Source organism: Mesorhizobium album, assembly GCF_033977205.1.
Taxonomy (GTDB): domain Bacteria; phylum Pseudomonadota; class Alphaproteobacteria; order Rhizobiales; family Rhizobiaceae; genus Mesorhizobium; species Mesorhizobium album.
Genome location: NZ_JAVIIW010000038.1, coordinates 23,194 through 45,972 on the forward strand (window position 1 = coordinate 23,194; position 22,779 = coordinate 45,972).

The following is a 22,779-nucleotide window of genomic DNA, read 5'->3' on the forward strand; positions in this document are numbered from 1 at the left end:
GTGCCCCCTTGGGAATTACAATGCCAGTCGCGCTCTTGGCGCTGTGCCACAACGCACCCGATGGCAGAACGACAGGCACCTTAGATGTCGGCTGCCCCTAATCTCAAGTGCATGCTGCCAGGCGCATCGACTTGCCCGATGAGCATCCTGTCGCCACTGGTCCGGCTTGCGTTTGCCGAGTCGCAGGCCGCGTCTGCCGTGAGGAAATGATCTACCTACGGCAGGGTATCCCGCCTTGGGTCAGGCCCTTCGCCTCGCTCATATCTCCACCACAAAGGCAGGATCGAATCTTCTGTTTTCATCATCGTATCCTCGCGGATTACACACGACGCGCGTCCCTCCAAGCCAGTAGTCGCAACTATCGTGGGTGTGGCCGTGGATCCATAGCGTCGGCCGCCCAGACTGGATAACTCCGGTCAAGTCAGAGGCATAGGCCGCGTTAAGGGGATCTCTCGCGAACCGTTCCGGAATGGATGCCGGGTGCGGCAGGTGATGCGTCACCACCACGGTGGGAATGTTGGGCGACCGTAAGCTGGCCTCGATAAACCGTTTCGACTCCTGGTGCAGCCCGTAAGCTGTCTCCGGCAGGAAGCGCTGCCAAGGATTCCGCCGGAACGCGATCTGGCGATAGTCGTTCATCCGCTCCTTGGCATACATCATCGCCAATCGCTGATGCCCCATGATGCAGTAGTCTGTCCAGAGCGAGGCCCCGAGGAATCGGGCGTCGCCGATGACGACAGCCTGGTTTTCGAGGAAGTGAACTGCGGCAAAGCGCGCTGCTGCGGCGCGACCGTCCACCAATCCTTCCTTGATCGCGCCTTTGTAGAACTCGTGGTTCCCGGCGACATACACGCAAGGCATCGAAGGAGCGATATTTGCCGCCAGCCAATGCACCCCGTTGGCCGCGGCGCGGCAGAGGTCTCCGGCGACGACACAGACGTCGGCATCGGGAATGGCAAGCGGCGGCCGCAAGTCGGCGACTTCCAGATGCAGATCGGAAAACAGCCAGATTTTCATATAGTCGAGTCCTTGCTCGGCGCTTGCACGCGACGGAACTTGAAGGCCAATCCTTACGGAGCGGGCGGTGTCAGGTTCTCGATCCGCGATGCCTAGCCGGAGCGATCGCCGGCTGCCTGCCCGGCATTGCCGGAACGGGTCTCATCCTCCCCGTTCTCTCCATCCCCGCCTTCGTTTTCGTGTCCGTCCAGACTGGCTTCCATCCGCTCCCGCACGATCCTCAACGAGGCGCCCAGCGCGTCTTTGGGTTCCCTCGCGAGATCGTCGCCGTTGCTTGGGTGGTTCGCGGCACTGACGAGTTCGGAGATTTCGGCGGCGGACAAATAGCCCGATCGTTCCAGGGCTTCCGCGACCGCGTCCAGTGCCGTCCGGTTCTCTTCCAGCAGGCCTCTTGCGTCCGACAGGGCACCATCGAGGCGTTTCCTTACGCTGGCGAGCAGCCCGGGCACGACCGTGAGCGGGTCGTGGAGCCCGTCGGGAAGGAAGACCGGGCCCAGTTCGCCAAGCCCGAACCTAAGCTCGATATTCTTCGCCAGCTCGGTAGCGCGCTCCAGGTCGGAGCCGGGCATGCCGCCGGCGCCGGCGGACGGGCTGCCGAACACAAGTTCCTCCGCCGCGCGGCCGGCCAACAGCATGATCAAGATGTTGTGGCAGTGTTGCAGGGAGGTGTTACCGCTGACCTGGGCGATTTCGGTGAGGCCGCTGCGGTCGCCGATCGAGACGCCAACCACCTCCATGCAGCCGAGCACGGTGGCAACGACGGCATGGCCCGCCTCGTGAACGGCAAGCAGACGGCGGACCTCCCGGGACGGCGGTTCCCTTTTGGAGCGCACTTCGGCCAGGATGTCGTCGAGTCGCAGTGGTCGGCGGCAGCGCCGCGCCGCACCTCGGGCCCTGCGTACATAGGCCTCAACATCGGCGCCTGTGGCGCCGCGCGCGGCGAGCGCCGCAGGCATCAGGTCGGCATCGGGCAGTTGAAGGCCAAGGTGATGGCGGAAGATCTTGGCAAGGGTCTTTGCGTCCGGTTTCTCAATGGCTATCTCGCGGTCGAGCCGTCCCGCCCGCTTCACCGCCGGGTCGATCGCATCGGGATGGTTGGTTGCCCCGATGACGACCACGCCCGGCCGGTCATCGATACCCTGCAGCAGCTCCAGGAACAGGTTGACGATCTGCGACCAGTATTCGACATAGTCGCCGCTCAGCCTTGCGCGGTCGGAGATGCCGTCGAGTTCGTCGATGAACAGGATCGAGGGCGACAGCCTCCGTGCGCGCGCAAAGGCCTCTTTTATAGCCTGCAAAGTGCCTCCGAGGTGGCTTGCCGAGTTCCAGTCGGCGACGCTTGTAGCCACCAGCGGCACCCGTGCGGATTTCGCAAGCGCCCGGGCATAGCTCGTCTTGCCAACGCCTGGAGGGCCAGACAGCAGGAGGCCTCGGTTGTCCACCTCGTCCCAACTGATCCGGCCCGCCTTGTAGTCGGCGAAATCGGCGGCCAGTTCGAGGCCCCAATCCTTTGCCTCGCCGTAGCCATCAAGCTCCTCCAGCGCTGGTCCGTCGGAATGGAACTCGCTCTTGCGCTCGATCAGCTCTTCGAGCCGGCAGAGGCATTCTTCAGGGCTGCGATCCGGCCTCAGCGCCAGAACCAGGTCAGCGATGTCGAGCAAGCGGATCGCCGCCTCATCGAGCGAACGCGCCGCACGTTTGCCCGTGACCGCCTCGATGACCAGCGTCAAGGCGCTCTGGTCCATTTCCGGGAGCGTGAGATGGAACTCGGCCGAGCGCATGAGGTCTCGAGGCAACTGACGACGGGGGTCAGGTGCAATGCCGATGATGGTCGAGCGCGCATGCAAGGCATCGGCGACCACGTCGTTGCCGCTATCGGGCTTGTCGCCCTTGGCGGTGCCGTCTCGGGCCATGATCAGCGCCTGGTCTTGGACGGGCCTGAACTTGCGATCTTGGACGACGCTTTGTTCCGACGGCAGCGCACATTTCGCAACGACCTTGCCTACATACGCGACCCGGTCGGCGGTGTGGGTGGCAATCGAGACTACCGGCGCGCCGCGGCGCAAGATCCTCGTCAGCCCCGGCTCAGCTTCGATCGAACGTGCCGTCAGCACGGCAATCGCGGCCAGATCCGGACGGATGGAAACGCGCTCTTCGACTGGCGTGTCCATCAAGTCATCCAGAAGGACTTCTACCGGATCGGACGGATCGCCGGAACCGGCGCGCAGCATCGGCTTGGAATTCACGCCCTCCTCGCGGGCGAGAATGTCGAGATAAGCCCTCGCAAGGAGATCCCTCTTGAGGGCATTCGCCCGCGCGGCCGACGGTGCCTTCATGGCAGGTCCTCATCTTTCTCTGCAGCTCTCGCCGGGTTTGCAGACGGCCGCTCTTCGCCGCCTTGGAGCACGTCCAGGGACAGGTCGACGATCTGGTTCCAGTACTCGGCATGGCCCCCAGTCAGGCGTATTCCGCGTTCTGGAACGCCATTGGGTCGCCGTGCCGCTGTACGTCTGCGATTCGCCATGTCAGGACTCCTTGGGCGCTTGTTGGGCGGACTCGCCGAGGCGGCAACAGCGGGACAGTGATCGAGCCAATCCGAGCTCTTGCGAATGCAGGCACAGGTCTGACGTCACGATCGGCAGCCTGTATCGCTCAAGGGGCGATTGCGCCCGTTGTCCAAGTTGGTCGGCTAGGTGGAGGTCGCCTGCGCAGGTGATGATGTCTGCCTCAGGAGTGCGGTCCACGGACGTCGGGTTTTGCATCTCAGGGTAGAGGTCGGACCAGATCCAGAGTTTCATGCTTACAGCCCGATCAGTTCCTTCGGGGCCTAAGACGCGGTGTCGTCGGACATCTGAGCGCCCAACGACGAATGCCCGAGCGGCAGCCATTACGAGTCCTGCGAAACAGGACTCGCTGGTCGTCCAAGCTGGTACCAGCGGGATTCAGTCCTTCCTAAACCGAGCTGCGCCGACAGCATCCGAAGGCGGGATGTAACGATCTCCCGCTGGTTGCCCGGAAGTTTCGGATGGCCCGTAGCCAATCCTACGAGGCACGGAGTTGGACGAAACGCCAAACGCCAATTCTCCAAGATTGGGGCATCGCGCGTGGCACCATGTTCCGGACGCCTATGGATGCTGACGTGCCATAGATCGGCGACCAAGGCTTCCAGACGGCTGATTTCCGTACCGAAAGCCTCAAGATCGCGATCGATGTTTGGCTCAAAGCGCAGCATGGCCTTCTCTTTTCGCGTTGCCGACGGTGAATTGCCATCTCGCGGTCCGTCGCGTTTCATTTTCGAGGCGGCCGCGATCGGAATCCGAATCGCAATGACGTCACACGGAATCCCGAGCGGCTGCCTCATGGTTGGTTCACTTCGTATCTGATTCGAATCCTTATGTCCATCATCTGGTACATTTTGCTCCAATTGTTGACAACGTCGATTGTCGGCCGCTTCGTTCGCCGATGGAGTCCTTCTCTGAAACCATTCGATTGATGCGGGTTGCCCGGGCAATGCTCGAGTTGAGCCAGGATGAACTGGCTGAGCTCGCTGGCGTTGGCCGTCAAACGATTGTCAGGATCGAAGCCGGCGGAAAGGGAGTAGCATTCGACGTGGTTGACAAGGTTCGAACTGCCCTTGAGAAGGCTGGCGTTGTTTTCCTACCGTCTACGGCCGAGCATGGCCCCGGCGTGGCTCGCCGCAAGTCCGGCAATGTGACCTGACATTGACCGCAGTTGAGTGCTGAAGGGGCGGGGATATCGCGCCAACGCCACAACAGTCCGTAGCACGGGCTCCTCCCTCAAGCTGACGCACCGAAAGCCATGCCCTCATCCCTCTCACACCGACATCGGTGCAGGCGCGTCGATGATGTCCCTTCGGAAGCGGATACAGCAGAGCCCTGAGCGACCACGGCCAGACGCTTGGTGTATTCTGGGTCGACGAGGGGGAACCTTGCCCTCTCTCGCCGCCGGCGCCGTCATCGCGATACGGCCGCCGACTTCGTCATAGACTCCGGAACGGAGTTGCCGGGCATTGAGCCGCCGGCAATACGGGAGGGGTCGGACGGGCGAACGCAGGCATCGCCAGAGGCCCGCCCGGAAACGGCTGGGCATGATCGTCGGCTTCGTTCCGCTAACCGGGTAGCGGTCGGTCAATGCCAATAATCGTTCCCTGGCGTTCTAGGCGCTCCAGATGCCAGAGACGCGTCACGATCCAGGCAGGCGATTATGTGTTTGACAAACCCGGTTCGTAAAATTGTTCGGAACTGAACGCCGGTCCCGCCATTATGCAGATAGGCGGTCGTCGTCCCCCTTAGGCCGCCAGCATTTAAGCCCAAGCACAAGCCCGTCGTTCTCTCCCTGAGGCGGCGGGCTTTCCCTTCCGCAGGGGCCTCGGACCTCAGTCCGAGTTAATTGACTCGTGGCTGACTTTTTTTGGGTGTATCGTCTTCCGGTCGTCCGTTCCGGAACAGAGGCCAGGAATGTTAAGGCACGGTGTAGCGGAACCCGCCGAGATCGCAATCCTCTCAAAAGCCGTGAGCGATTATTGCGCAAAGCACAAGATCGCGCGCGTGGATGACCGCGAACAGATAGCGATGAAGGTAATGGACCTTTTCGGACAGGGCATAATTGACCCTGATCAACTATTGGTAGAGCTTGAAAAGGCAGACTAGCGGACCTGGCCTCGCTGGGTAGTCCGGTCCCGCGAATCCTGTGTCACTACGATAAGCGGGCCGGGCTATCTATGTTCCGCCGTGCGTGGAAAAGCTGCGGCGAAAGTGGCGGTAAAGGCGCGGCGGCAAACTATTCGCCTGGGCGCAGGTGGTGATCGTTGCGGCTGAAGTGGCGGTCATAGGCGATCCAGCCGAAGGCGCCAACGGCCACGATCAGCGGGAAAACGTACCAAAAGAAGACATCGAACGTCATGGCTGCAAGCTCCTGAGAACGCGTCTCGCTCTTACTGTGGGGCAATCGCGGCCAAAAGCCAAACGACAACGCTCGGGAAGCGCAACCAAATATCCTGCGAAGGCACCAGAGAGAATACTGCCCAAGCACGCACGCCGCCGATACCCGGTCAATGGAATCCGCCAGCAACTTGGTCCGATCGTTGGGGATCAGGCTTGCGGCGTTGCCCTGGCGGTCCCCGGCCGTCTTGATGGGCTTTGGCCCCCGCGCTGCCTTCCAATTGCCCGCGGTGGGCGAATCGTCGCCTGTGGGCTTGCCTAATAGGGCAGCAACGCCGCGCCTGGCGGCGCTGGTTTTTTCATTAGCTGGACGAATTGAGGTACCCCTGTCGAACGCGGCCAACTCCATCAGGTTGTTGCGGTCCACCTACTCGAAAGTTAACCGGCGCAAGCGCGGGGCCTTCGATGGAACCGCCTCTGACCCTGCTCTCAAAGCGCCTGCGGCGGGCTCGGGAGACCTGCATTCACCGTCGCGGCACACCACTCGCGATCTGCCACCAAGGTACGCGGGTGGGGGCGGCTACGGCACAATTTGGGTAGTGCGCCGCCCCCACCCGCTTGGGTCGCCGAACGCGATCGGCGGTCTCGAGTGAGCACAATTCGTATGTTTGCTGGGCAGCACGACTCCGTACGCGACCGCGCCTCGGTAAGTCTCGGTAACTACTTGTTCGCGCTTAAAAGAGCGGCAGATTCCTAATCTGTAGGTCACAGGTTCGATTCCTGTCGGGATCACCAATCTTTTCAAATGGTTGGCGAGAAGGTCGCCAACTTTTTCCAAGGTCTAGACGTCAAATTCTGCAGATCCTGTGGTTCCGGCATTGGTCAACGATGGCCACGCGACCGGAATCCGGCTTCGATTCCCACGTCGCAGCAAATGGCTCTGGAACATTGACGGGCTTACGAGCCCGGTCCAATTTCGCAGCGGATTCGATCCGGCCTTCCCAGAGCGGCTGGCCGAATAGCTCGGGGGAATATGAAAGGCTCCATATCGGCAAGCAGCAAAGCAACGCATTCGGGCAAGGCCCATGATGCGAACGTGGACCTGATCGCGGTGGTCGTGGCGGTGACGGATCAAGGACCGAGCGTTCTTACCGTCGGCCAGGCCAATGCCCTGCCCTCGGGGCCGTTCGAGCTCGGCCATCGCTCCCTCCAGTTCGGCCTGCGGACATGGGTGGAACAGCAGACCGGTCACCAGCTCGGCTATATCGAGCAGCTTTATACTTTCGCCGACCGCGACCGGACCGGCGAGCAGCGCCAGCAGCGGGTGATCTCGATCAGCTACCTTGCCCTGACGCGTGCGGAGCATGCCGCTGCCTCGGGTAAACGCGCTTGGCGGAGCTGGTACGACTATTTTCCTTGGGAAGACCACCGTTCCGGCGCCCCGCCGATGGTCTCGGACATACTGCAGTCGCGCCTGCTGGCCTGGGCGGATGAGGCTGGTCAGGATTCGTTGAGACGCGAGCGCCGACAGCGGGCAGCCATTGCCTTCGGCTTCGATGGCCGCGACTGGAACGAAGATCTCGTTCTGCAGCGTTACGAACTCCTCTACGAGGCAGGCCTGGTCGAAGAGGCGACGCGCGGATCGGAGCAAAGCGCATCCCTTCTGATACCCGGGACCTCGATGATAGCCGACCATCGCCGCATCCTGGCCACGGGGATCGCGCGGCTGCGTTCGAAGATCAAATACCGCCCTGTCGTGTTCGAGCTGATGCCGCCGGTTTTCACATTTCTCCAATTGCAACGCACCGTGGAAGCGCTCTCCGGAAGGCTGGTCCACAAACCGAACTTCCGGCGCCTCATCGAGCAACAGGACCTTGTCGAGGAGACGGGCGAGACGACCGCCGACACTGTCGGGCGGCCGGCGAAGCTCTTCCGCTTCCGCCATGCCGTTCTCGACGAGCGGGCTGTCGCAGGAACGAAATTACCACTATCGCGCGCTTGACAAGCCTTATTCTCATAATAAGAATATATCGAAATTATACTCATTTCGAGAATAATTGGAGCGCCGATGTCCGTTTCGCTGCCGACCGCCGCATCCCTCTACGATCGCGTCCAGCGGGTGATCCCGCCGATCGAATGGCCAGCCTTCACCGGCGACATCGACGCCATCCTGGCGCTGAAGGCCAAGCGCAACGCCGTGATCCTGGCGCACAACTTCCAAACGCCCGAGATCTTCCATTGCGTGGCCGACATCGTCGGTGACAGCCTGGCGCTCGCCCGCAAGGCGATGGCGGTCGATGCGGATATCATCGTGCTCGCCGGCGTGCATTTCATGGCCGAGACGGCGAAGCTCCTCAATCCCGGCAAGACCGTGCTCATTCCGGATCTCGGCGCCGGCTGTTCGCTGGCCGACTCGATCACCGCTTCTGATGTGCGGCTGATGCGGCAGCGCTATCCCGGCGTGCCGGTCGTGACCTATGTCAACACCTCCGCGGCCGTGAAGGCGGAATCCGACATCTGCTGCACCTCAGGCAATGCGCTGGCGGTGGTGGAGTCGCTCGGCGCATCGCGGGTGATCATGCTGCCCGACGAGTACCTGGCGAAGAACATCGCGGCGCAGACAGCGGTCGAGATCATCGCCTGGAAGGGACACTGCGAGGTGCATGAGCGCTTCAGCCCCGCTGACATCCGCGAGCTGCGCGAGGCGCATCCCGGCGTCACCGTGCTGGCCCACCCAGAGTGCCCGCCGGAGGTTGTCGCGGAGGCGGATTTCGCCGGCTCGACGGCGGCGATGTCGGACTATGTCGGACGGCACAAGCCGGCGCGCGTCGTGCTGATGACCGAATGCTCGATGAGCGACAACGTCGCCGTCGAGCATCCTGAGGTCGACTTCGTGCGGCCATGCAATCTCTGTCCGCACATGAAGCGCATCACGCTCGCCAACATCCGCGCGGCCCTCGAGGAGAGCCGCCACGTCGTGACGATCGATCCGGATGTCGCTGACCGCGCACGACAGGCCGTGGAGCGGATGCTCGCCATATGACCATGCACCACCTCCACGGCCGACCGGTCATCATCGGCGGCGGCATTGCGGGGCTGATGACGGCGCTTCATCTCGCCCCGGAACCGGTCGTCCTGATCTCCAAAACCTCACTTGGAGGCGAAACCTCCAGCGCGCTCGCCCAAGGTGGGATTGCTGCAAGCCTCGGCGGCGATGATTGCCCGGACCGGCATCTTGCCGACACGCTCGCAGCCGGCGACGGGCTTTGCGATGAGAAGTCGGTGAGGCGCATTGTCGAAGCGGCACCGCAAGCGATCGCGCATCTTGAGCGACTGGGCGTTCGATTCGACCAAGCGCCCGACGGCACGCTGCTGCTCGGGCTCGAAGCCGCGCATTCGCGCCGGCGGATCGTTCATGCCGGCGGCGACGCAACCGGGCGTGAGCTGATCCGCGCGCTCGTCGCCGTCGTGCGACGGACGCCTTCGATCACCATCCTCGAGGGCGTCGAGGTGCGACGCCTGCTCGTCGAGGACGACGAAATCGCCGGCGTGCTCGCCGTCGGAAACGGCGACGCGACGACGCTCTCGACAGGACGCGTGGTGCTTGCGACCGGCGGTATAGGCGGCCTGTTCGACCATACGACGAACCCGCTCGGCTCGTTCGGCCAGGGCCTGGCGCTTGCCGCGCGTGCCGGCGCGGAACTTGCGGATCTCGAATTCGTGCAGTTCCACCCGACCGCGCTCGACGGCCCTCGGCGCCCGATGCCATTGGTGAGCGAAGCGGTGCGCGGTGAAGGCGCAATTCTGGTCGACGAGCGCGGCCGGCGCTTCCTTGCCGATACACATGGAGGAGAGCTCGCGCCGCGCGATGTCGTGGCCCGGGCAGTGTGGCGTCAGTTCAGCGCCGGGCATCGCGTGTTCCTTGACGCGCGGCGGTGTCTCGGGCCGAGATTCGCCGAGCGCTTCCCGGCGATCACGCTGCTCTGCCGCGAAGCCGGCATCGATCCCGCCATGGAGCCGATTCCCGTGCGTCCGGCGGTCCATTACCACATGGGCGGCGTGGCCGTGGATGCCGAGGGCCGCAGCGCGCTTCGCGGCCTGTGGGCCTGTGGCGAGGTCGCCCGGACCGGGTTGCACGGCGCCAACCGGCTTGCCAGCAACTCGCTCATCGAAGCCGTCACGTCTGCTGCCTTCGTCGCGGCAAGCGTCGCCGCCGCGTCGCCAGGCACGCAAGGGCGGCTGAAGCCGGCAATCGTGCCGCCGCGACCGGACGCCTCGCGCATCCGCCCGATCGCCTCGCGCGCGCTCTGCATCGAGCGGGACGGCGAGACGCTGCGCGAGGCGGCAAGGACTCTGGCGCCCATTGCCGCCGGGCGCGATGCCGCGTCTGATCCCGCGCTGGTCGCGCTGATGATCACAATCGCCGCCCTTCGCCGCGAGGAAAGCCGGGGCTCGCACTTCCGGATCGATTTCCCCCGGCGCGATGTCCGGTCACGGTCGCTGCGGTTGCCCATGGACGAGACGCTCGAGGCGGCAGCGATCCTTTCCGACCCGGTGCCCGATCCTGTAGCGCTGCTCGACAGGAGGGCTTCACCATGAATCTGACGCCGCTGCCGCGTGTGATGGTCGAGCTGCTGGTGCGTGCCGCCCTGCTCGAGGATCTGGGCCGCGCCGGCGATCTTACCACCGACGCGATCGTTCCAGCGGATGCGACCGCAACGATGGCGCTCGCCGCACGACAGCCGGGCGTGATTGCCGGACTCGATGTCGCCGCCCTCGCCTTCGAACTGACCGATCCACGGGTCGAGACCACCGTGATCCATCCGGACGGCAGCGGCATCTCGGTCGGGGACGTCATAGCTTCGGTGCATGGACCTGCCCGCGCGCTGCTCACGGCCGAGCGGACGGCGCTGAATTTCCTGTGCCATCTGAGCGGCATCGCCACGCAAACCGCGACGATCGTCGACGCCGTGCGCGGTCACAAGGCCAAAATCGTGTGCACGCGAAAGACAACGCCCGGCCTGCGTGCCTTGGAGAAACACGCCGTGCGCGCAGGCGGTGGCGGCAATCATCGCTTCGGCCTCGACGACGCTATGCTCATCAAGGACAATCACATCGCGATTGCCGGCGATGTCCGCACGGCCATCGAGCGCGCTCGGGCAGCCGCAGGCCACATGGTGAAGATCGAGGTCGAGGTCGACACACTTGAACAGTTGGATGTCGCACTGGCGACGGGAGTAGACGCGGTGCTGCTGGACAACATGTCCGTGGAACAACTGACCCGTGCTGTGGCGATGGTCGGCAGCCGCGCGATCACCGAGGCATCCGGCAGGGTGACCGCGCAGACGGCACCTGCGATAGCGGCGACCGGCGTCGACCTGATTTCGGTCGGATGGATCACGCACAGCGCGCCCATCCTTGATATTGGGCTGGATTGCCAGTAGCGAAGCGTGTCTTTGAAGCCGCACGCCGCCCTTGAACAGAAACCGGCGCTCATAAGCCGGCATAAATGTCAGGTTGGCCAATAGAAGTTCTCGCTCACCGGAATTCGGTTGCGAATGGACATCCAAACGATGGAGATGGCATGAACGTCGACTTACAGGTGAATGCCGCCTTGGGCTCAACCTGCGGAGCTTCCACTCAATGGAACAGGGAAGCCGCCCAGGCGGTCTACGACCTGCCCTTCAACGACCTGCTGTTCCGGGCCCAGACGATCCATCGCGAGAATTTCGATCCCAACCGGGTGCAGCTGTCGCGCCTGCTCTCGATCAAGACCGGCGGCTGTCCTGAGGATTGCGGCTATTGCAGCCAGTCGTCGCATCACCAGTCCGGCCTCAAGGCCTCGAAGCTGATGGAGGTTCAGCGCGTCATCGACGAGGCCAGGAAGGCGCGCGACGCGGGCGCTACGCGCTATTGCATGGGAGCCGCATGGCGTAGTCCCAAGGAGCGCGACATGGAGGCGGTCGTCGCCATGGTCGAGGGCGTGAAGGCGCTCGGCATGGAAACCTGCATGACGCTCGGCATGCTCGACCTCGACCAGGCGCAGCGGCTGAAGCAAGCCGGCCTCGACTACTACAACCACAATATCGATACCTCCGAGCGCTACTACAGCGAGATCATCTCGACGCGGACCTTCGCCGACCGGCTGGACACGCTGGCCAACGTCCGCGACAGCGGCATCAAGGTCTGCTGCGGCGGCATCGTCGGCATGGGCGAGGAGAAGGCCGACCGCATCGACATGCTGGTGACTTTAGCCAACCTGCCGGAGCCGCCCGACAGCGTGCCGATCAACATGCTGATCCCGATCGAGGGCACGCCGCTCGGCGAGGCCGACCCCATCGAGCCGATCGAATTCGTGCGCACCATCGCGCTTGCCCGCATCATGATGCCGAAGTCGCATGTGCGGCTTTCGGCCGGGCGCACGGCGATGAGCGACGAGATGCAGGCGCTGTGCTTCTTCGCGGGCGCCAACTCCATCTTCGTCGGCGACACCTTGCTGACCGCCGATAACCCCGGAGAGGACAAGGACAGCGCGCTGTTCCGCCGGCTGGGCATCAAGCCGATGGAGCGCGAAGCCCAGTGAACGGGCGGGTGAACGGCCGAGCTATGCTCGACCGCTACGAGGCGAGCCTGCGCGGGCTGGCCCGCAAGAACCGGTTGCGGGCCCTGAGCGGCCGCGCCGGGCTCGATTTCGCCTCCAACGATTATCTCGGCCTGGCGCGCTCGAAGCGTATGGCAGAGGCGGTCGCCGCGGCACTCGCCGCCGGCACCCCCGTTGGGGCGACCGGTTCGCGGCTCCTGCGCGGTAACGACCCCGAACACGAGGTACTCGAAGCCAAGGCCGCCGGCTTCTTCGGCGCCGAGCGCGCGCTGTTCTTCGGCGGCGGCTATGTCGCCAATTTCGCGGTGCTCACGACCTTGCCCCAGAAGGGCGATCTGATCGTGCTGGACGAGCTCATCCATGCCAGCGCGCATGAGGGGGCGCGAGCCGGCCGCGCCGAAGTGACGGAAGCCGCGCACAACGATGCCGACGCCGTAGACGATGCGATCCAAACCTGGCGCGCGAGAGGTGGCACCGGCCGCGCGTGGATCGTGGTCGAGAGCCTCTACAGCATGGACGGCGACCGGGCTCCGCTTGGTGAATTGATCGAGATCGCGGACCGGCATGATGCATTCCTGTTCGTCGACGAGGCGCACGCTACCGGCGTCTATGGTCCCGACGGGCGCGGTCTCGCGCACGATCTCGAAGGCCGCGACAATGTCGTGGTGCTCCACACCTGCGGCAAGGCGCTGGGCGCGTCCGGCGCGCTGGTCACCGCGCCAGAATTGCTGTGCGACTATCTCGTCAACCGCTGCCGGCCCTTCATCTACGCCACCGCACCCTCGCCGCTGATGGCCGTCGCGGCGGCAACGGCCCTCGACATCGTCGCCGACGAACCGGATCGCCGTGAACGGCTGGCGGGGCTGGTCGCGCTCGCCTCCAAGAAGGCTGGAGAGTTGGGCCTGCCTGCGAGCGGTTCGCAGATCCTGCCGATCATCGTCGGCGACAATCGACGCGCCATGGCGCTGGCGGAGGCTTTGCAGTCGCGCGGCTTCGACGTGCGCGGCATCCGCCCGCCAACCGTGCCCGAGGGCACGGCAAGGCTCAGGATCTCGCTGACGCTGAATGTCGCCGAGGACGACGTCTCGGCGCTGTTCGATGCGCTTGCCGAGGAATGGGAGCGCACGCGATGACGGCACGCTTCATCGTGACCGGCACCGACACCGGCATCGGCAAGACCGTGTTTTCGGCCGGTCTCGCGGGCCTGCTCGACGGCTTCTATTGGAAGCCGGTTCAATCCGGCCTCGACGAGGAGACCGACAGCGAGGTCGTTGCCCGCCTCTCCGGCCTGCCGGCCGGGCGCGTCCTGCCGGAAGTGTATCGTCTGAAGATGCCCCTGTCGCCGCATCGGTCGGCCGAAATCGATGGCGTTGCGATCGAGGCGGCAAAGCTCTCGCTACCGGAGTTGCCGGGCCCGCTCATCATCGAAGGTGCCGGTGGGCTGATGGTGCCGCTCAATCGGCAGACGAGGTTCATCGATATCTTCCGGGATTGGCAACTGCCGCTCATTCTTTGCGCGCGCACGGCGCTCGGGACCATCAACCACACCCTGCTTTCGCTCGAGGCTCTGCGCGCCCGCTCGATACCTTTGCTCGGCGTCGCTTTCATCGGCGACGAGATGGCCGATACGCAGAGGACGATTGCCGAGATGGGCAAGGTGCGGGTGCTTGGTCGTCTGCCGCGTCTTGATCCGCTGGAGCCTGAGACGCTTGCCGCGGCCGTGCGGGCCTCGTTCAACGTCGCCGACTTCATGGAGGCCTCACCTTGAGCCGCTCCGCAGTCTGGCATCCCTTCACCCAACATGCCACCGAGCCGGTTCCACCGACGATCGCGCGCACAGAGGGCGCCTATGTCGAGACGCGCGAAGGCAGGCGCATCCTCGATGCGATCTCCTCCTGGTGGGTCATCACCCACGGCCACCGTCACCCGAAGATCCTGGAGGCGATCCGCGACGCGACCGAAACGCTCGACCAGGTAATCTTCGCCGGCCTTAGCCACGAACCGGCCGAGCAATTGGCCGCCGCACTGGTCGACATGACGCCGACGGGCCTCGACTGGGTCTTTTTCTCCGACAGCGGGTCCACCAGCGTCGAGGTGGCGCTGAAAATGGCGCTCGGCTTTCACCGCAACAACGGCACGCCGCGCTCGCGCATCGTCGTCATGGAGCACAGCTATCACGGCGACACCATCGGCACGATGAGTGTGGGCGCGCGCGGCATTTTCAACGCCGCTTACGAGCCCCTGCTGTTTGAGGTCGACACCATCCCCTTCCCCGCCGCGGGCCGGGAGCAGGAAACGCTCGACGCCTTCGAACGGCTCACGCGCGACAGTCAAGTTGCCGCCCTGATCGTCGAGCCGCTGGTGCTCGGCGCCGGCGGCATGTTGATGTATCCCGCCTGGGTACTCACCGAACTCAAGCGCATTGCCGAGCGCTCCGGAACACTGTTCATCGCCGACGAAGTGATGACCGGCTGGGGCCGCACCGGCACGATCTTCGCCTGCGATCAGGCAGCGATCGCACCCGACATATTGTGCACGTCCAAGGGGCTGACGGGCGGCTCGCTGCCGCTCGCGGCGACGCTTGCCACCGATGCGATCTTCCGCGCGCATTACTCCAAGGACCGGGCCAGGACCTTCTTTCATTCGAGTTCCTACACGGCAAACCCGATCGCCTGCGCGGCAGCGCTCGCAAATGTCGGCATCTGGCGTCACGAACCCGTGGCGGAACGGGTGGCCGCCCTGTCGCGGATGCAGGCGGAAAAGGTTACGCGGTTCAGCCAGGATCCGCGTTTCGAGAATGCGCGCACGGCCGGCACCATCGCCGCGCTCGACCTCAGAGTCGGCAATGCCGGCTATCTGGCCGAGGTCGGGCCGAGGCTGCGCGCCTTCTTCCTCGATCGCGGATTGCTCGTGAGACCGCTCGGCAACGTCATCTACGTGCTGCCGCCCTATTGCATCGCTTCGGACGAGTTGGATCGGCTCTACGCGGCAATAGACGAGGCGGCTGAACTAGCGAGCGACGTCAGATGAACCGCACGGCGCGCATTGTCGGCCTTGGCCATCACGTGCCGGCTCGAAAAGTCGGCAATGCCGAGATCGAGGCAAGCCTTGGGTTGGAGGACGGCTGGATCGAGGGCCGCACCGGTATCCGATCGCGTTTCTGGGCGGAGCCGGGCGACACGCTTTCCGCACTGGCGACGAAAGCGGGCGACATGGCGCTGCAAGCCGCCGGCATCGATCGCAAGGCCATCGGCCTGCTTCTGCTTGCCACGTCGACGCCTGACCATCTCCTGCCGCCGAGCGCGCCGCTGGTGGCGCACAGGCTTGGCCTTGAAAAGGCGGGCGGCGTCGACTTGGCAGGCGCCTGCGCGGGATTCATCTATGCGATGTCTTTCGCCGACGGCTTCGTGCGCCTGCACAACAAGCCGGCCATCGTCATTGCGGCCAACATATTGAGCCGTCGGATCAATCCGGCCGAGCGCGCCAGCGCCGTGCTGTTCGCCGATGCCGCGGGCGCGGTGGTGCTGGCCCCTTCCAGTGACCCCAGCCACGGCATCCTCGGCACCTCGCTCGCCTCGGACGGGTCCGCCTATGGCCTGATCCACATCCCGGCCGGCGGCAGCAGCCGTCCTTTCTCGGAGGAGATCGACATCGTCGACACCCGCATGACGATCACGAACGGCCGCGAAGTCTTCGCCAAGGCGGTGGAGATGATGAGCCGCTGCTCGACCGAGGCGCTGGCGGCAGCCGGCCTTTCGGCGCCGGACGTCGCCCGCTTCGTGCCGCACCAGGCCAATGCCCGCATCTTGAACGCGGTCGGCAAGTCGCTCGGCATCGAGGATGAGCGCATCGTCAAGACCATCGCCGATTATGGCAACTCGTCGGCCGCAACGATTCCCCTGTCGCTGTCGGTCGCCAACGGTGCCAAACCCCTTCGACCGGACGAGAAACTGCTGCTGGCGGCGGCGGGTGCTGGCCTGACAGGCGGGGCATTGGTGGTGGGCATTTAACTCGGCAGGTGATCAACGAGGTCAGGAAGCAGCCGTTTACGAGCCGATTTCGTCCTTCGAGCCGTTGCTGACCTTGGCGGTCTCGCCGGCCAGAGCAAGTATGCGGCGGGCGCTCTCTTCGTCGGTGATGAAGACGGTCGGCGCGATCAATTGCATGGCACCGACCAGCGCCTCGGTTTTCTCGTGCCCGCCCGACGTAAGTATGCGCAGGGGGGCGCGGCGCAGCCGATCGACCTCGACCGACATCACCCGGTCGTTGATAGGATGGTCGAGCAGCTCGCCCTGCCGATTGAAAAAATGAAAGAGGACGTCGCCGACAGCCCCGCGCGACAGCAGCGCCTCACGATCTTGCTCGTCGAGGAATCCGCCGCGGTAGAAGGTGGTGGCCGAGGCGATGCCGCCGATGGACACCAGAACGGCATCGAGCGTATCGGCCATCCGGAACACTTCCTGCAAGCCGCAGCGCTCGACCAGCGCCACCTTCGTCTCGACGCTGTCGACCACGGCCGGCGTTGGGATCAGGTAGCCGTCGCCCTGAAACACCTGGGCAAAGCGCCACGCGAACTCGGCCGGATTGAAGCGCCGGGCGACACCGACGCCCCCAAGCAGGGAGATCACTTGGAAGTCGGTCAGCGACTTGGCGGCAATGAATGGAAGCGTCGCGAACAGTGTTCGACCCCAGCCGACGCCGACGCGCATGCCGGACCGCATCGCTTCCGACAGGTAGGCGCCCGTGCGGGCAGCAATGCCTGCAGTCGGATCGGCATCGACGCTGGAGAGCGGAGCCACGAACGCCTGCTCGAGCCCGAAAACCCGCTCGAGCTCCCGCTCGAGCCGGACGATCTCTGAGAGTTCGCTCTCGATGGCGATCCTGACTTCGTTTCGGGAGCGCGCCTCGGCGAGCATCCGCACCACGGTGACACGGCCGACGCCGAGCACGTCGGCGATCTCGTTCTGCGTCATCTGCTCGATGAAATACATCCAGGCCGCGCGGATACGCAGTCGATCTGTCTTGCTTTCGCTGGCCGGCAAGCTGGTCTTCGCGGCATCGGCATCCGAGATGTTGCGCTGCGGCTTCCGTGGCAATGAAATCCCTCCCACCCGGCCGAATCTCGGCGATTCCAAGCACCGAGGCAATACGCACTATTGACCGGGTAATGCTGTTGGACACAATAGAGTGGTGTGACTCGCAGGTTGCGCTTACCGCAAGAAACGAAGGCTCCAGAACCATGTTGCGGGAAATCTCTGAAGAAGTCCGCGCGAACCTCAAGGATCGGCTGCGTGAGGTGCGCCGGGCAATCCGCCGTCACCGTCACGACAGCAATCCCGCCCAAGAGGCGGAAGCGGGCGCTCGTGCGCCTTTCCCGCTTGGCGAGATCGAGGGCTTGTTCGGCCACGCCGTGAGCGCCTTCGATGATGCCATGACGATGGCCGAAACGCTGGTGCCTCAGGAGTGGAAGGGCGGCCATCCGGGCAGCGCCACGCCTCGACCGCTCGGCGACTATTTCACCGCGCGAGACCCCATAGACGGCGAGCGTGCCTTCCGCCGTGACGTCTATGCGCTCACCCGCGCGGTGCTGGCCCGCCGCCAGATGGGTGACGTAGCCGTGCGCGAAGCGACGTTTGCGGCAGTCCATGCCGACATTCTGCGCGACCAGGCCCAGTCGTTCGCCCGCCTGGAGAGTGAAACCGTCCGTGCTGAACGCGTCGTGCTCGTCGCAGGGATTACCTCGAAGCTGATGGTCGAGCTGGTTCGCCATGACCCCTTGCGCTCCATCGCGGGCGCAAACACTCGCCTCGACAGCGAAACGGCCATAATCTGCCTGGCCCCGGTGGCGCTTGCCTGCGGGCTGGCGACCATGGATCCGGCCCCTGAGATCGACCTTTTGGAGACGGCTACTCTCGCCGTGGATGCCTGGCTCGACCGCATCGTGGCCGCGCTCGCCGAGAAGGATTCGCGCGGTGCGCTGACGGCGATCCTGGCGGCGCTGCTGGCGCATTTGCCCTAGGCGGCTCTCCCAGCCAGCTCTGCGATTACTTTCTTGGCGCGCGGAATTGAAGCCGGGCTCATGGACAACTCGGTGAGCCCCATTTCGACGAAGCGCGGGATAAGGTCCGGCCTGCCGGCCGCCTCGCCGCACATGCCGACCATGATCCCCGCCTCCACTCCCGCTCGCGCGGTCATCTCGATCGCGGCCATCACGGCGGGATTGGCGACATCGTTTAGAGCGGCGACGGTCGGATTCAGGCGATCGGCCGCCATCACGTACTGGGTGAGATCGTTAGTGCCGATGGAGAAGAACGCGACTTCCTTCGCCAGCGCCGGCGCGACAAGCACCGCGGCCGGGGTCTCTATCATGACGCCCAGGTCGAAGCGCGCGTAGGGAACGCCGTCGAGGTCGAGCTCGGCCGCGCATTCGTCGATGAGCGTCTTCGTTCGCCGCACCTCTTCGATATCCGAGACCATGGGCAGCATGACCTTGACGTTGCCGTGGACGGCAGCGCGCAGGAGCGCCTTGAGCTGCGGCTTGAAGACATGAGGTCGGTCGAGGCACATGCGTATGCCGCGCCAGCCCAGGAACGGGTTCTCTTCCTCCGGAAAATCGATCCCCGTGATAGGCTTGTCGCCGCCGATGTCGAGTGTGCGCACGATCACCGGGTAGGGGGCGAAAGCCTTGGCGAGCGCGGCGTAGGTCTCGGCCTGCATATCCTCGGAAGGAAGGTGCATGTGGCGCATGAACAGCAGCTCAGTGCGGAACAGGCCAACCCCCATGGCGCCAGCTGCCTTGGCGGCTTCGATCTCCTCCAGGGATCCGAGATTGGCAGCCACTTCGATGACAGTGCCGTCAGCCCGCTTCGGGGTGAAAGACCGGAAGCCCGCGAGGGCCTCGCGCTCCTTCTCCGCCGCTGACATGCGCTGTTCGAATTGGGCGCGGATGCGCTGGTCAGGATCGGCGAAAATCCGCCCGGCATGACCATCGACCGCGATCTCCCAGGCATCCTTCAAAGCCGCAACCTGATCGCCGAGACCCAAAACGGCCGGTATGCCGTGCGAGCGCGCGATAATGGCGACATGCGACGTGGCGCCTCCCCTTCCGCAGACAACAGCGCCAATGCGCTTTAGCGGCGCGCGCGCGAGGTCCCACGCGCCAATGTCCTCGGCGACCAGCACGGCTCCTTCCTGGATAGAAGCCAGGTCGACCTGGTCCTGGCCGAACAGGGCGAGACAGATTTGGCGTCCGACGGCCTCCACGTCGTCGGCCCGGGCATTGAGATATGCGTCGTCGACATTGCCGAATTCGGCAGCTGTTTTCGCCGCGGCAGCCACAACTGCCGAAACCGCGTCGAAACCAGCGCGGATGGAAGCTTCAATGTCGTCGACCAGACTCTCGTCGGCCGCGATGTCACGCAGGGCAGCGATAATGCCCCTGTCGCCGCCGGCAAGCCCCTGGTCGGCCAGCGCAGCATCCATGCGTGCCTGCACGGCGGTGATCGCCGCCCGCAGACGCTCGATCTCGGGTTCGATCTGATGCGGCAAAAGGCTTTGCGCGCTCGGGACGATCTGCGGCGGGAAATGCGCGAATACGGGACCGAGATGAACGCCCTCGCTCGCAGCCACGCCGCGCAGCCCCTCGCCTTCCGTTGCGGCGTCCGGCGTCGGTTCTGCCGGAGGTACGGCTTCGGGTTGAGGCGGCGCAGCGGCGTCAGATTGAGCACCGCTCTCCTCCAGGCCCGCGCGCGGATTTTCCAGATAGCCGATGAGCGCCTCGACCGCCTCGATCGCGTCCGCTCCGTCAGCCCTGACCGTCACCTCGTCGTTCTCCTTGACTGCCAGGAGCATCAATTTGACGGAGCTCTTTGCGCTGACGGTCTTGCCGCCCTTCACGATCTCGACCTCGGACTCGAAGCTCTTCGCGAGCTTGACGAACCGTGTCGCCGGACGGGCATGCAGGCCTTCGTGCACTCTGACGATCGTCGAGCGTTCCATCTTCTTACCTTATCAGATCAGCCGTACAGTTCGCCGGAAGGCCGCTCTTAAGCGGCGATGATGATCCAGGCGTCCGTCTTCAGCGCCGCGACCAATGCTTCGCCGTCGACCTCGCTTGCGCAGATCTCGCCGGGACGTTCAGCTTCCCCGGCTCCATTGAACGAGATCACCACGTGGCCGATCTCGCGAACCTTCGCCCAGGCGCTTTCACCGACGGCGGTGACTTGGGCCTTCACCGGGCCGACGGTGATCGACGCGCCGACCCGTGGCGCATCGATGCTGGGGCCTTGGACGGTCTTGTGCAAAACCGAGACCTCGGCCAGCTCTGGCGGCGAGCCATCCGCGAACAGGATGACGACGCCCCCCTCCGCGAGGTCCGCCACTTCGGGTCCTACTGCGGTTACCCGCGTTTCCAACAGAACCATGATGCGGCGAACCTCCTTGTTGTTGTTATCAAAGCACGAACAGGCTGAAGACCCAGGCGATCAGCACGGACACGGGGCCCATGATCTGACGGCTGATGAGCACGGCCGGCACGCCGATCTCGATGGTCTTGGGCTTGGCCTCTCCAAGCGCCAGGCCGACAGGCACGAAATCGCAACCGACCTGGGTGTTGTAGGCGAAGAGTGCGGGAAGGGCCATCGCGGGCGCGATGGTGCCATTGGCAATTTGCGGACCGATGATGGCCACGCCGATCACCTGCGCAATGACCGCGCCCGGCCCGAGGATGGGCGACAGGAACGGCAGGCCGCAGATGGCCGAGATGACGATCAGGCCGACGATGTTGTTGGCCAGCGGGCCCATGGGTTGCGCGAGAACGTCGCCGATGCCGGTATAGAGGATGAGGCCGATCAGCATGGTCACGAAGGCCATGAACGGCAGGACGTTGCGAACGACCTGGTCGATGGTGCGACGGCCGGCGTTGAAGAAGATGCCGACAACCCGACCCATGACGCGGCCGATCGCACTGATGAGGCCGACCAGCCCGCCGCCTTCAGCCGCAGGTGCCGCCGCAGCGGCTTTGACCGCTGCCGAATCCGTAGGTCTTGTATTCATTGCTGCCGCCCCTCCGGCTTTTGTTGTTGGCTCCGAGCCGTCGGCCATAACGACGTTGGCCGGCTTGACGCCCGAGACATAGATGTCTTCCGTGATGAATTGAGCCAGCGGGCCAGCTTGGCCGACCGGTGTCAGGTTGACTGTCGGTATCCGTTTGCGCGGGTAGACGCCGCAGCGGGCAGTGCCGCCGCAGTCGACGACGACCACGGCCATTTCGCCTTCGATCGGAGGCGACTTGAAGCCATCGACGGCTTCGGCCCCGGTCATTTCGGCGATCAGCGCCGCCACCGGATGGATGCCTCCGCCCGTGACGGAGACGACCTTGCTGCGCTGGTCGGTGGGCTCGATGACCAGCGGGCCGCCCCAGCCACCGGGGCCCTTGGAGATCTTTACGGGCTTGTATGCCATGACTCGTGCTCCCCGCCTGCTCAGAGTTCCACGCCCTGGCGGCGTGCCATCAAGGCGGTGATGCGTTCGGTCAGGATGCCCTTGAACAAGATGACGATGAGGCCGACGATCGCGTACCAGATGGCCACCTTGATGTGGTATCCGGCGACGACTGCACCCTTCTTTTCAAGCTCCAGCAAAGCCACGAGCACGCCGCCCCAGACGAAGTATTCGCCGGGGTTGATGTGCGGGAACAGGCCGAGCGGCGGGTGCACATACGACACTGCCGAATCGTAGAAGGCTGGCTTGTGCTTCTCCTCCAGGAACGAGCCGAAGGTGTAGGCCATCGGGTTGGTGAGGAAGAAGACCGACAGAAGCGGCAGCACGGTGTAGCGGGTCAGCGACCACTTTCCGGCGCCGCGGGCGACGCCATGGACGCGCTCCTCGCCGACCAGCTCGGTCACGGCATAGAAAGCAGTCATCAGGACGACCAGCGTCGGGATGATTCCGGTGACGAAGCCGGCGAAGACCTCGCCGCCCTTCTGGAAGATGCCGATGAAGTACTTACCGGCGGCGGTAAGCCAGCCGAGCTGCTCTTCCTTTGGCACCTCCTTCAGCTTCTCCCTGAACTGATCGACGGTCATCGGGGCGTTGTCAGCCACCTGGACCACATAGTGGTCGACGGCGTGCTGTCCTGCCTGGAAGCCATGGAATACAGCATCCGAAGCCGTTACGCCTGCCATGTGCAGGTGCTGGGCGGCCATGTCGGCATGCTGCGCCAACAATGAAAGTATGGACATTTCTCCTCCTTGCACGCTC

20 protein-coding genes and 1 tRNA gene are annotated in these 22,779 nt (G+C 64.3%); 12 read left to right on the forward strand and 9 right to left on the reverse strand.

What is annotated here, in order from left to right; translation table 11 throughout:
- Nucleotides 1-258 precede the first annotated feature (258 nt).
- The 3 genes from RFN28_RS25830 to RFN28_RS34930 all read right to left on the reverse strand — a co-directional run bounded on the left by RFN28_RS25830 (nt 259) and on the right by RFN28_RS34930 (nt 4,378).
- Nucleotides 259-1,017: a metallophosphoesterase gene (locus RFN28_RS25830; RefSeq protein ID WP_320290008.1), complete on the reverse strand. Its 759-nt coding sequence runs from the start codon at nt 1,015-1,017 to the stop codon at nt 259-261.
- Nucleotides 1,018-1,109: 92 nt separating this feature from the next.
- A complete protein-coding gene (locus RFN28_RS25835; protein WP_320290009.1) occupies nt 1,110-3,248 on the reverse strand; it encodes an AAA family ATPase in 2,139 nt (712 codons plus the stop codon).
- Between the two features lie 656 nt (nt 3,249-3,904).
- Entirely contained in the window at nt 3,905-4,378 is a 474-nt protein-coding gene (locus RFN28_RS34930) for a DUF6634 family protein (protein ID WP_430678872.1), read from the reverse strand.
- A gap of 2 nt (nt 4,379-4,380) precedes the next feature.
- Between RFN28_RS34930 and RFN28_RS25840 the strand changes: the two genes are divergently transcribed.
- Entirely contained in the window at nt 4,381-4,737 is a 357-nt protein-coding gene (locus tag RFN28_RS25840; protein ID WP_320290010.1) for a helix-turn-helix transcriptional regulator, read from the forward strand.
- A 1,080-nt stretch (nt 4,738-5,817) separates the two neighbouring features.
- On the opposite strand, the gene RFN28_RS25845 is transcribed toward RFN28_RS25840, so the two are convergent.
- Complete coding sequence (locus RFN28_RS25845) at nt 5,818-6,345, reverse strand: hypothetical protein (protein WP_320290011.1); 528 nt, start codon at nt 6,343-6,345, stop codon at nt 5,818-5,820.
- Nucleotides 6,346-6,649: 304 nt separating this feature from the next.
- Here RFN28_RS25845 and RFN28_RS25850 point away from each other — a divergent pair.
- From RFN28_RS25850 to bioZ, 10 genes are all read left to right on the forward strand, one after another.
- Nucleotides 6,650-6,713: transfer RNA gene (locus RFN28_RS25850), tRNA-Arg, on the forward strand.
- 238 nt (nt 6,714-6,951) lie between these two features.
- On the forward strand, nt 6,952-7,920 hold the full coding sequence (locus RFN28_RS25855; RefSeq protein WP_320290012.1) for an NUDIX hydrolase: 969 nt from the start codon (nt 6,952-6,954) through the stop codon (nt 7,918-7,920).
- A 66-nt stretch (nt 7,921-7,986) separates the two neighbouring features.
- Nucleotides 7,987-8,961, forward strand: a complete 975-nt coding sequence (gene nadA, locus RFN28_RS25860; RefSeq protein WP_320290013.1) for a quinolinate synthase NadA — start codon at nt 7,987-7,989, stop codon at nt 8,959-8,961.
- Nucleotides 8,958-10,517 (forward strand): L-aspartate oxidase, encoded by a 1,560-nt coding sequence (locus RFN28_RS25865; RefSeq protein WP_320290014.1) that lies wholly within the window; start codon nt 8,958-8,960, stop codon nt 10,515-10,517. The genes nadA and RFN28_RS25865 overlap by 4 nt, the downstream gene beginning before the upstream one ends.
- Nucleotides 10,514-11,362, forward strand: a complete 849-nt coding sequence (nadC, locus tag RFN28_RS25870) for a carboxylating nicotinate-nucleotide diphosphorylase (RefSeq protein WP_320290015.1) — start codon at nt 10,514-10,516, stop codon at nt 11,360-11,362. Before RFN28_RS25865 ends, nadC begins: the two co-directional genes overlap by 4 nt.
- A gap of 140 nt (nt 11,363-11,502) precedes the next feature.
- Nucleotides 11,503-12,501 (forward strand): biotin synthase BioB, encoded by a 999-nt coding sequence (gene bioB / locus RFN28_RS25875; RefSeq protein WP_320290016.1) that lies wholly within the window; start codon nt 11,503-11,505, stop codon nt 12,499-12,501.
- An 8-nt stretch (nt 12,502-12,509) separates the two neighbouring features.
- On the forward strand, nt 12,510-13,652 hold the full coding sequence (locus tag RFN28_RS25880; protein ID WP_320290044.1) for an 8-amino-7-oxononanoate synthase: 1,143 nt from the start codon (nt 12,510-12,512) through the stop codon (nt 13,650-13,652).
- Nucleotides 13,649-14,287 (forward strand): dethiobiotin synthase, encoded by a 639-nt coding sequence (gene bioD / locus RFN28_RS25885; RefSeq protein WP_320290017.1) that lies wholly within the window; start codon nt 13,649-13,651, stop codon nt 14,285-14,287. Before RFN28_RS25880 ends, bioD begins: the two co-directional genes overlap by 4 nt.
- Entirely contained in the window at nt 14,284-15,549 is a 1,266-nt protein-coding gene (locus RFN28_RS25890) for an adenosylmethionine--8-amino-7-oxononanoate transaminase (RefSeq protein WP_320290018.1), read from the forward strand. The genes bioD and RFN28_RS25890 overlap by 4 nt, the downstream gene beginning before the upstream one ends.
- Entirely contained in the window at nt 15,546-16,529 is a 984-nt protein-coding gene (bioZ, locus tag RFN28_RS25895) for a 3-oxopimeloyl-[acyl-carrier-protein] synthase BioZ (RefSeq protein ID WP_320290019.1), read from the forward strand. Before RFN28_RS25890 ends, bioZ begins: the two co-directional genes overlap by 4 nt.
- Before the next feature lie 36 nt (nt 16,530-16,565).
- Here bioZ and RFN28_RS25900 read toward each other — a convergent pair whose 3' ends face one another.
- The gene (locus tag RFN28_RS25900) at nt 16,566-17,615 is read right to left on the reverse strand and encodes a sugar-binding transcriptional regulator (RefSeq protein ID WP_430678877.1); all 1,050 of its coding nucleotides are present in this window, start codon (nt 17,613-17,615) and stop codon (nt 16,566-16,568) included.
- On the opposite strand from RFN28_RS25900, the gene RFN28_RS25905 reads away from it, so the two are divergent.
- Nucleotides 17,615-18,538, forward strand: coding sequence for a hypothetical protein (locus RFN28_RS25905; RefSeq protein WP_320290020.1), 924 nt, complete (start codon nt 17,615-17,617; stop codon nt 18,536-18,538). The two genes, RFN28_RS25900 and RFN28_RS25905, sit on opposite strands and share 1 nt — an antisense overlap.
- On the opposite strand, the gene ptsP is transcribed toward RFN28_RS25905, so the two are convergent.
- The 4 genes from ptsP to srlA are packed head-to-tail and all read right to left on the reverse strand — an operon-like array spanning nt 18,535 to nt 22,760.
- The gene (gene ptsP, locus RFN28_RS25910; RefSeq protein WP_320290021.1) at nt 18,535-20,517 is read right to left on the reverse strand and encodes a phosphoenolpyruvate--protein phosphotransferase; all 1,983 of its coding nucleotides are present in this window, start codon (nt 20,515-20,517) and stop codon (nt 18,535-18,537) included. The genes RFN28_RS25905 and ptsP overlap by 4 nt on opposite strands.
- A 47-nt stretch (nt 20,518-20,564) precedes the next feature.
- Nucleotides 20,565-20,945 carry a PTS glucitol/sorbitol transporter subunit IIA gene (locus RFN28_RS25915; RefSeq protein WP_320290046.1) on the reverse strand — a complete coding sequence of 127 codons (381 nt, stop codon included), beginning with the start codon at nt 20,943-20,945 and terminating at the stop codon, nt 20,565-20,567.
- A gap of 25 nt (nt 20,946-20,970) precedes the next feature.
- Nucleotides 20,971-21,981 (reverse strand): PTS glucitol/sorbitol transporter subunit IIB, encoded by a 1,011-nt coding sequence (srlE, locus tag RFN28_RS25920; RefSeq protein WP_320290022.1) that lies wholly within the window; start codon nt 21,979-21,981, stop codon nt 20,971-20,973.
- A 20-nt stretch (nt 21,982-22,001) separates the two neighbouring features.
- Nucleotides 22,002-22,760 (reverse strand): PTS glucitol/sorbitol transporter subunit IIC, encoded by a 759-nt coding sequence (srlA, locus tag RFN28_RS25925; RefSeq protein ID WP_320290023.1) that lies wholly within the window; start codon nt 22,758-22,760, stop codon nt 22,002-22,004.
- Nucleotides 22,761-22,779 lie beyond the last annotated feature (19 nt).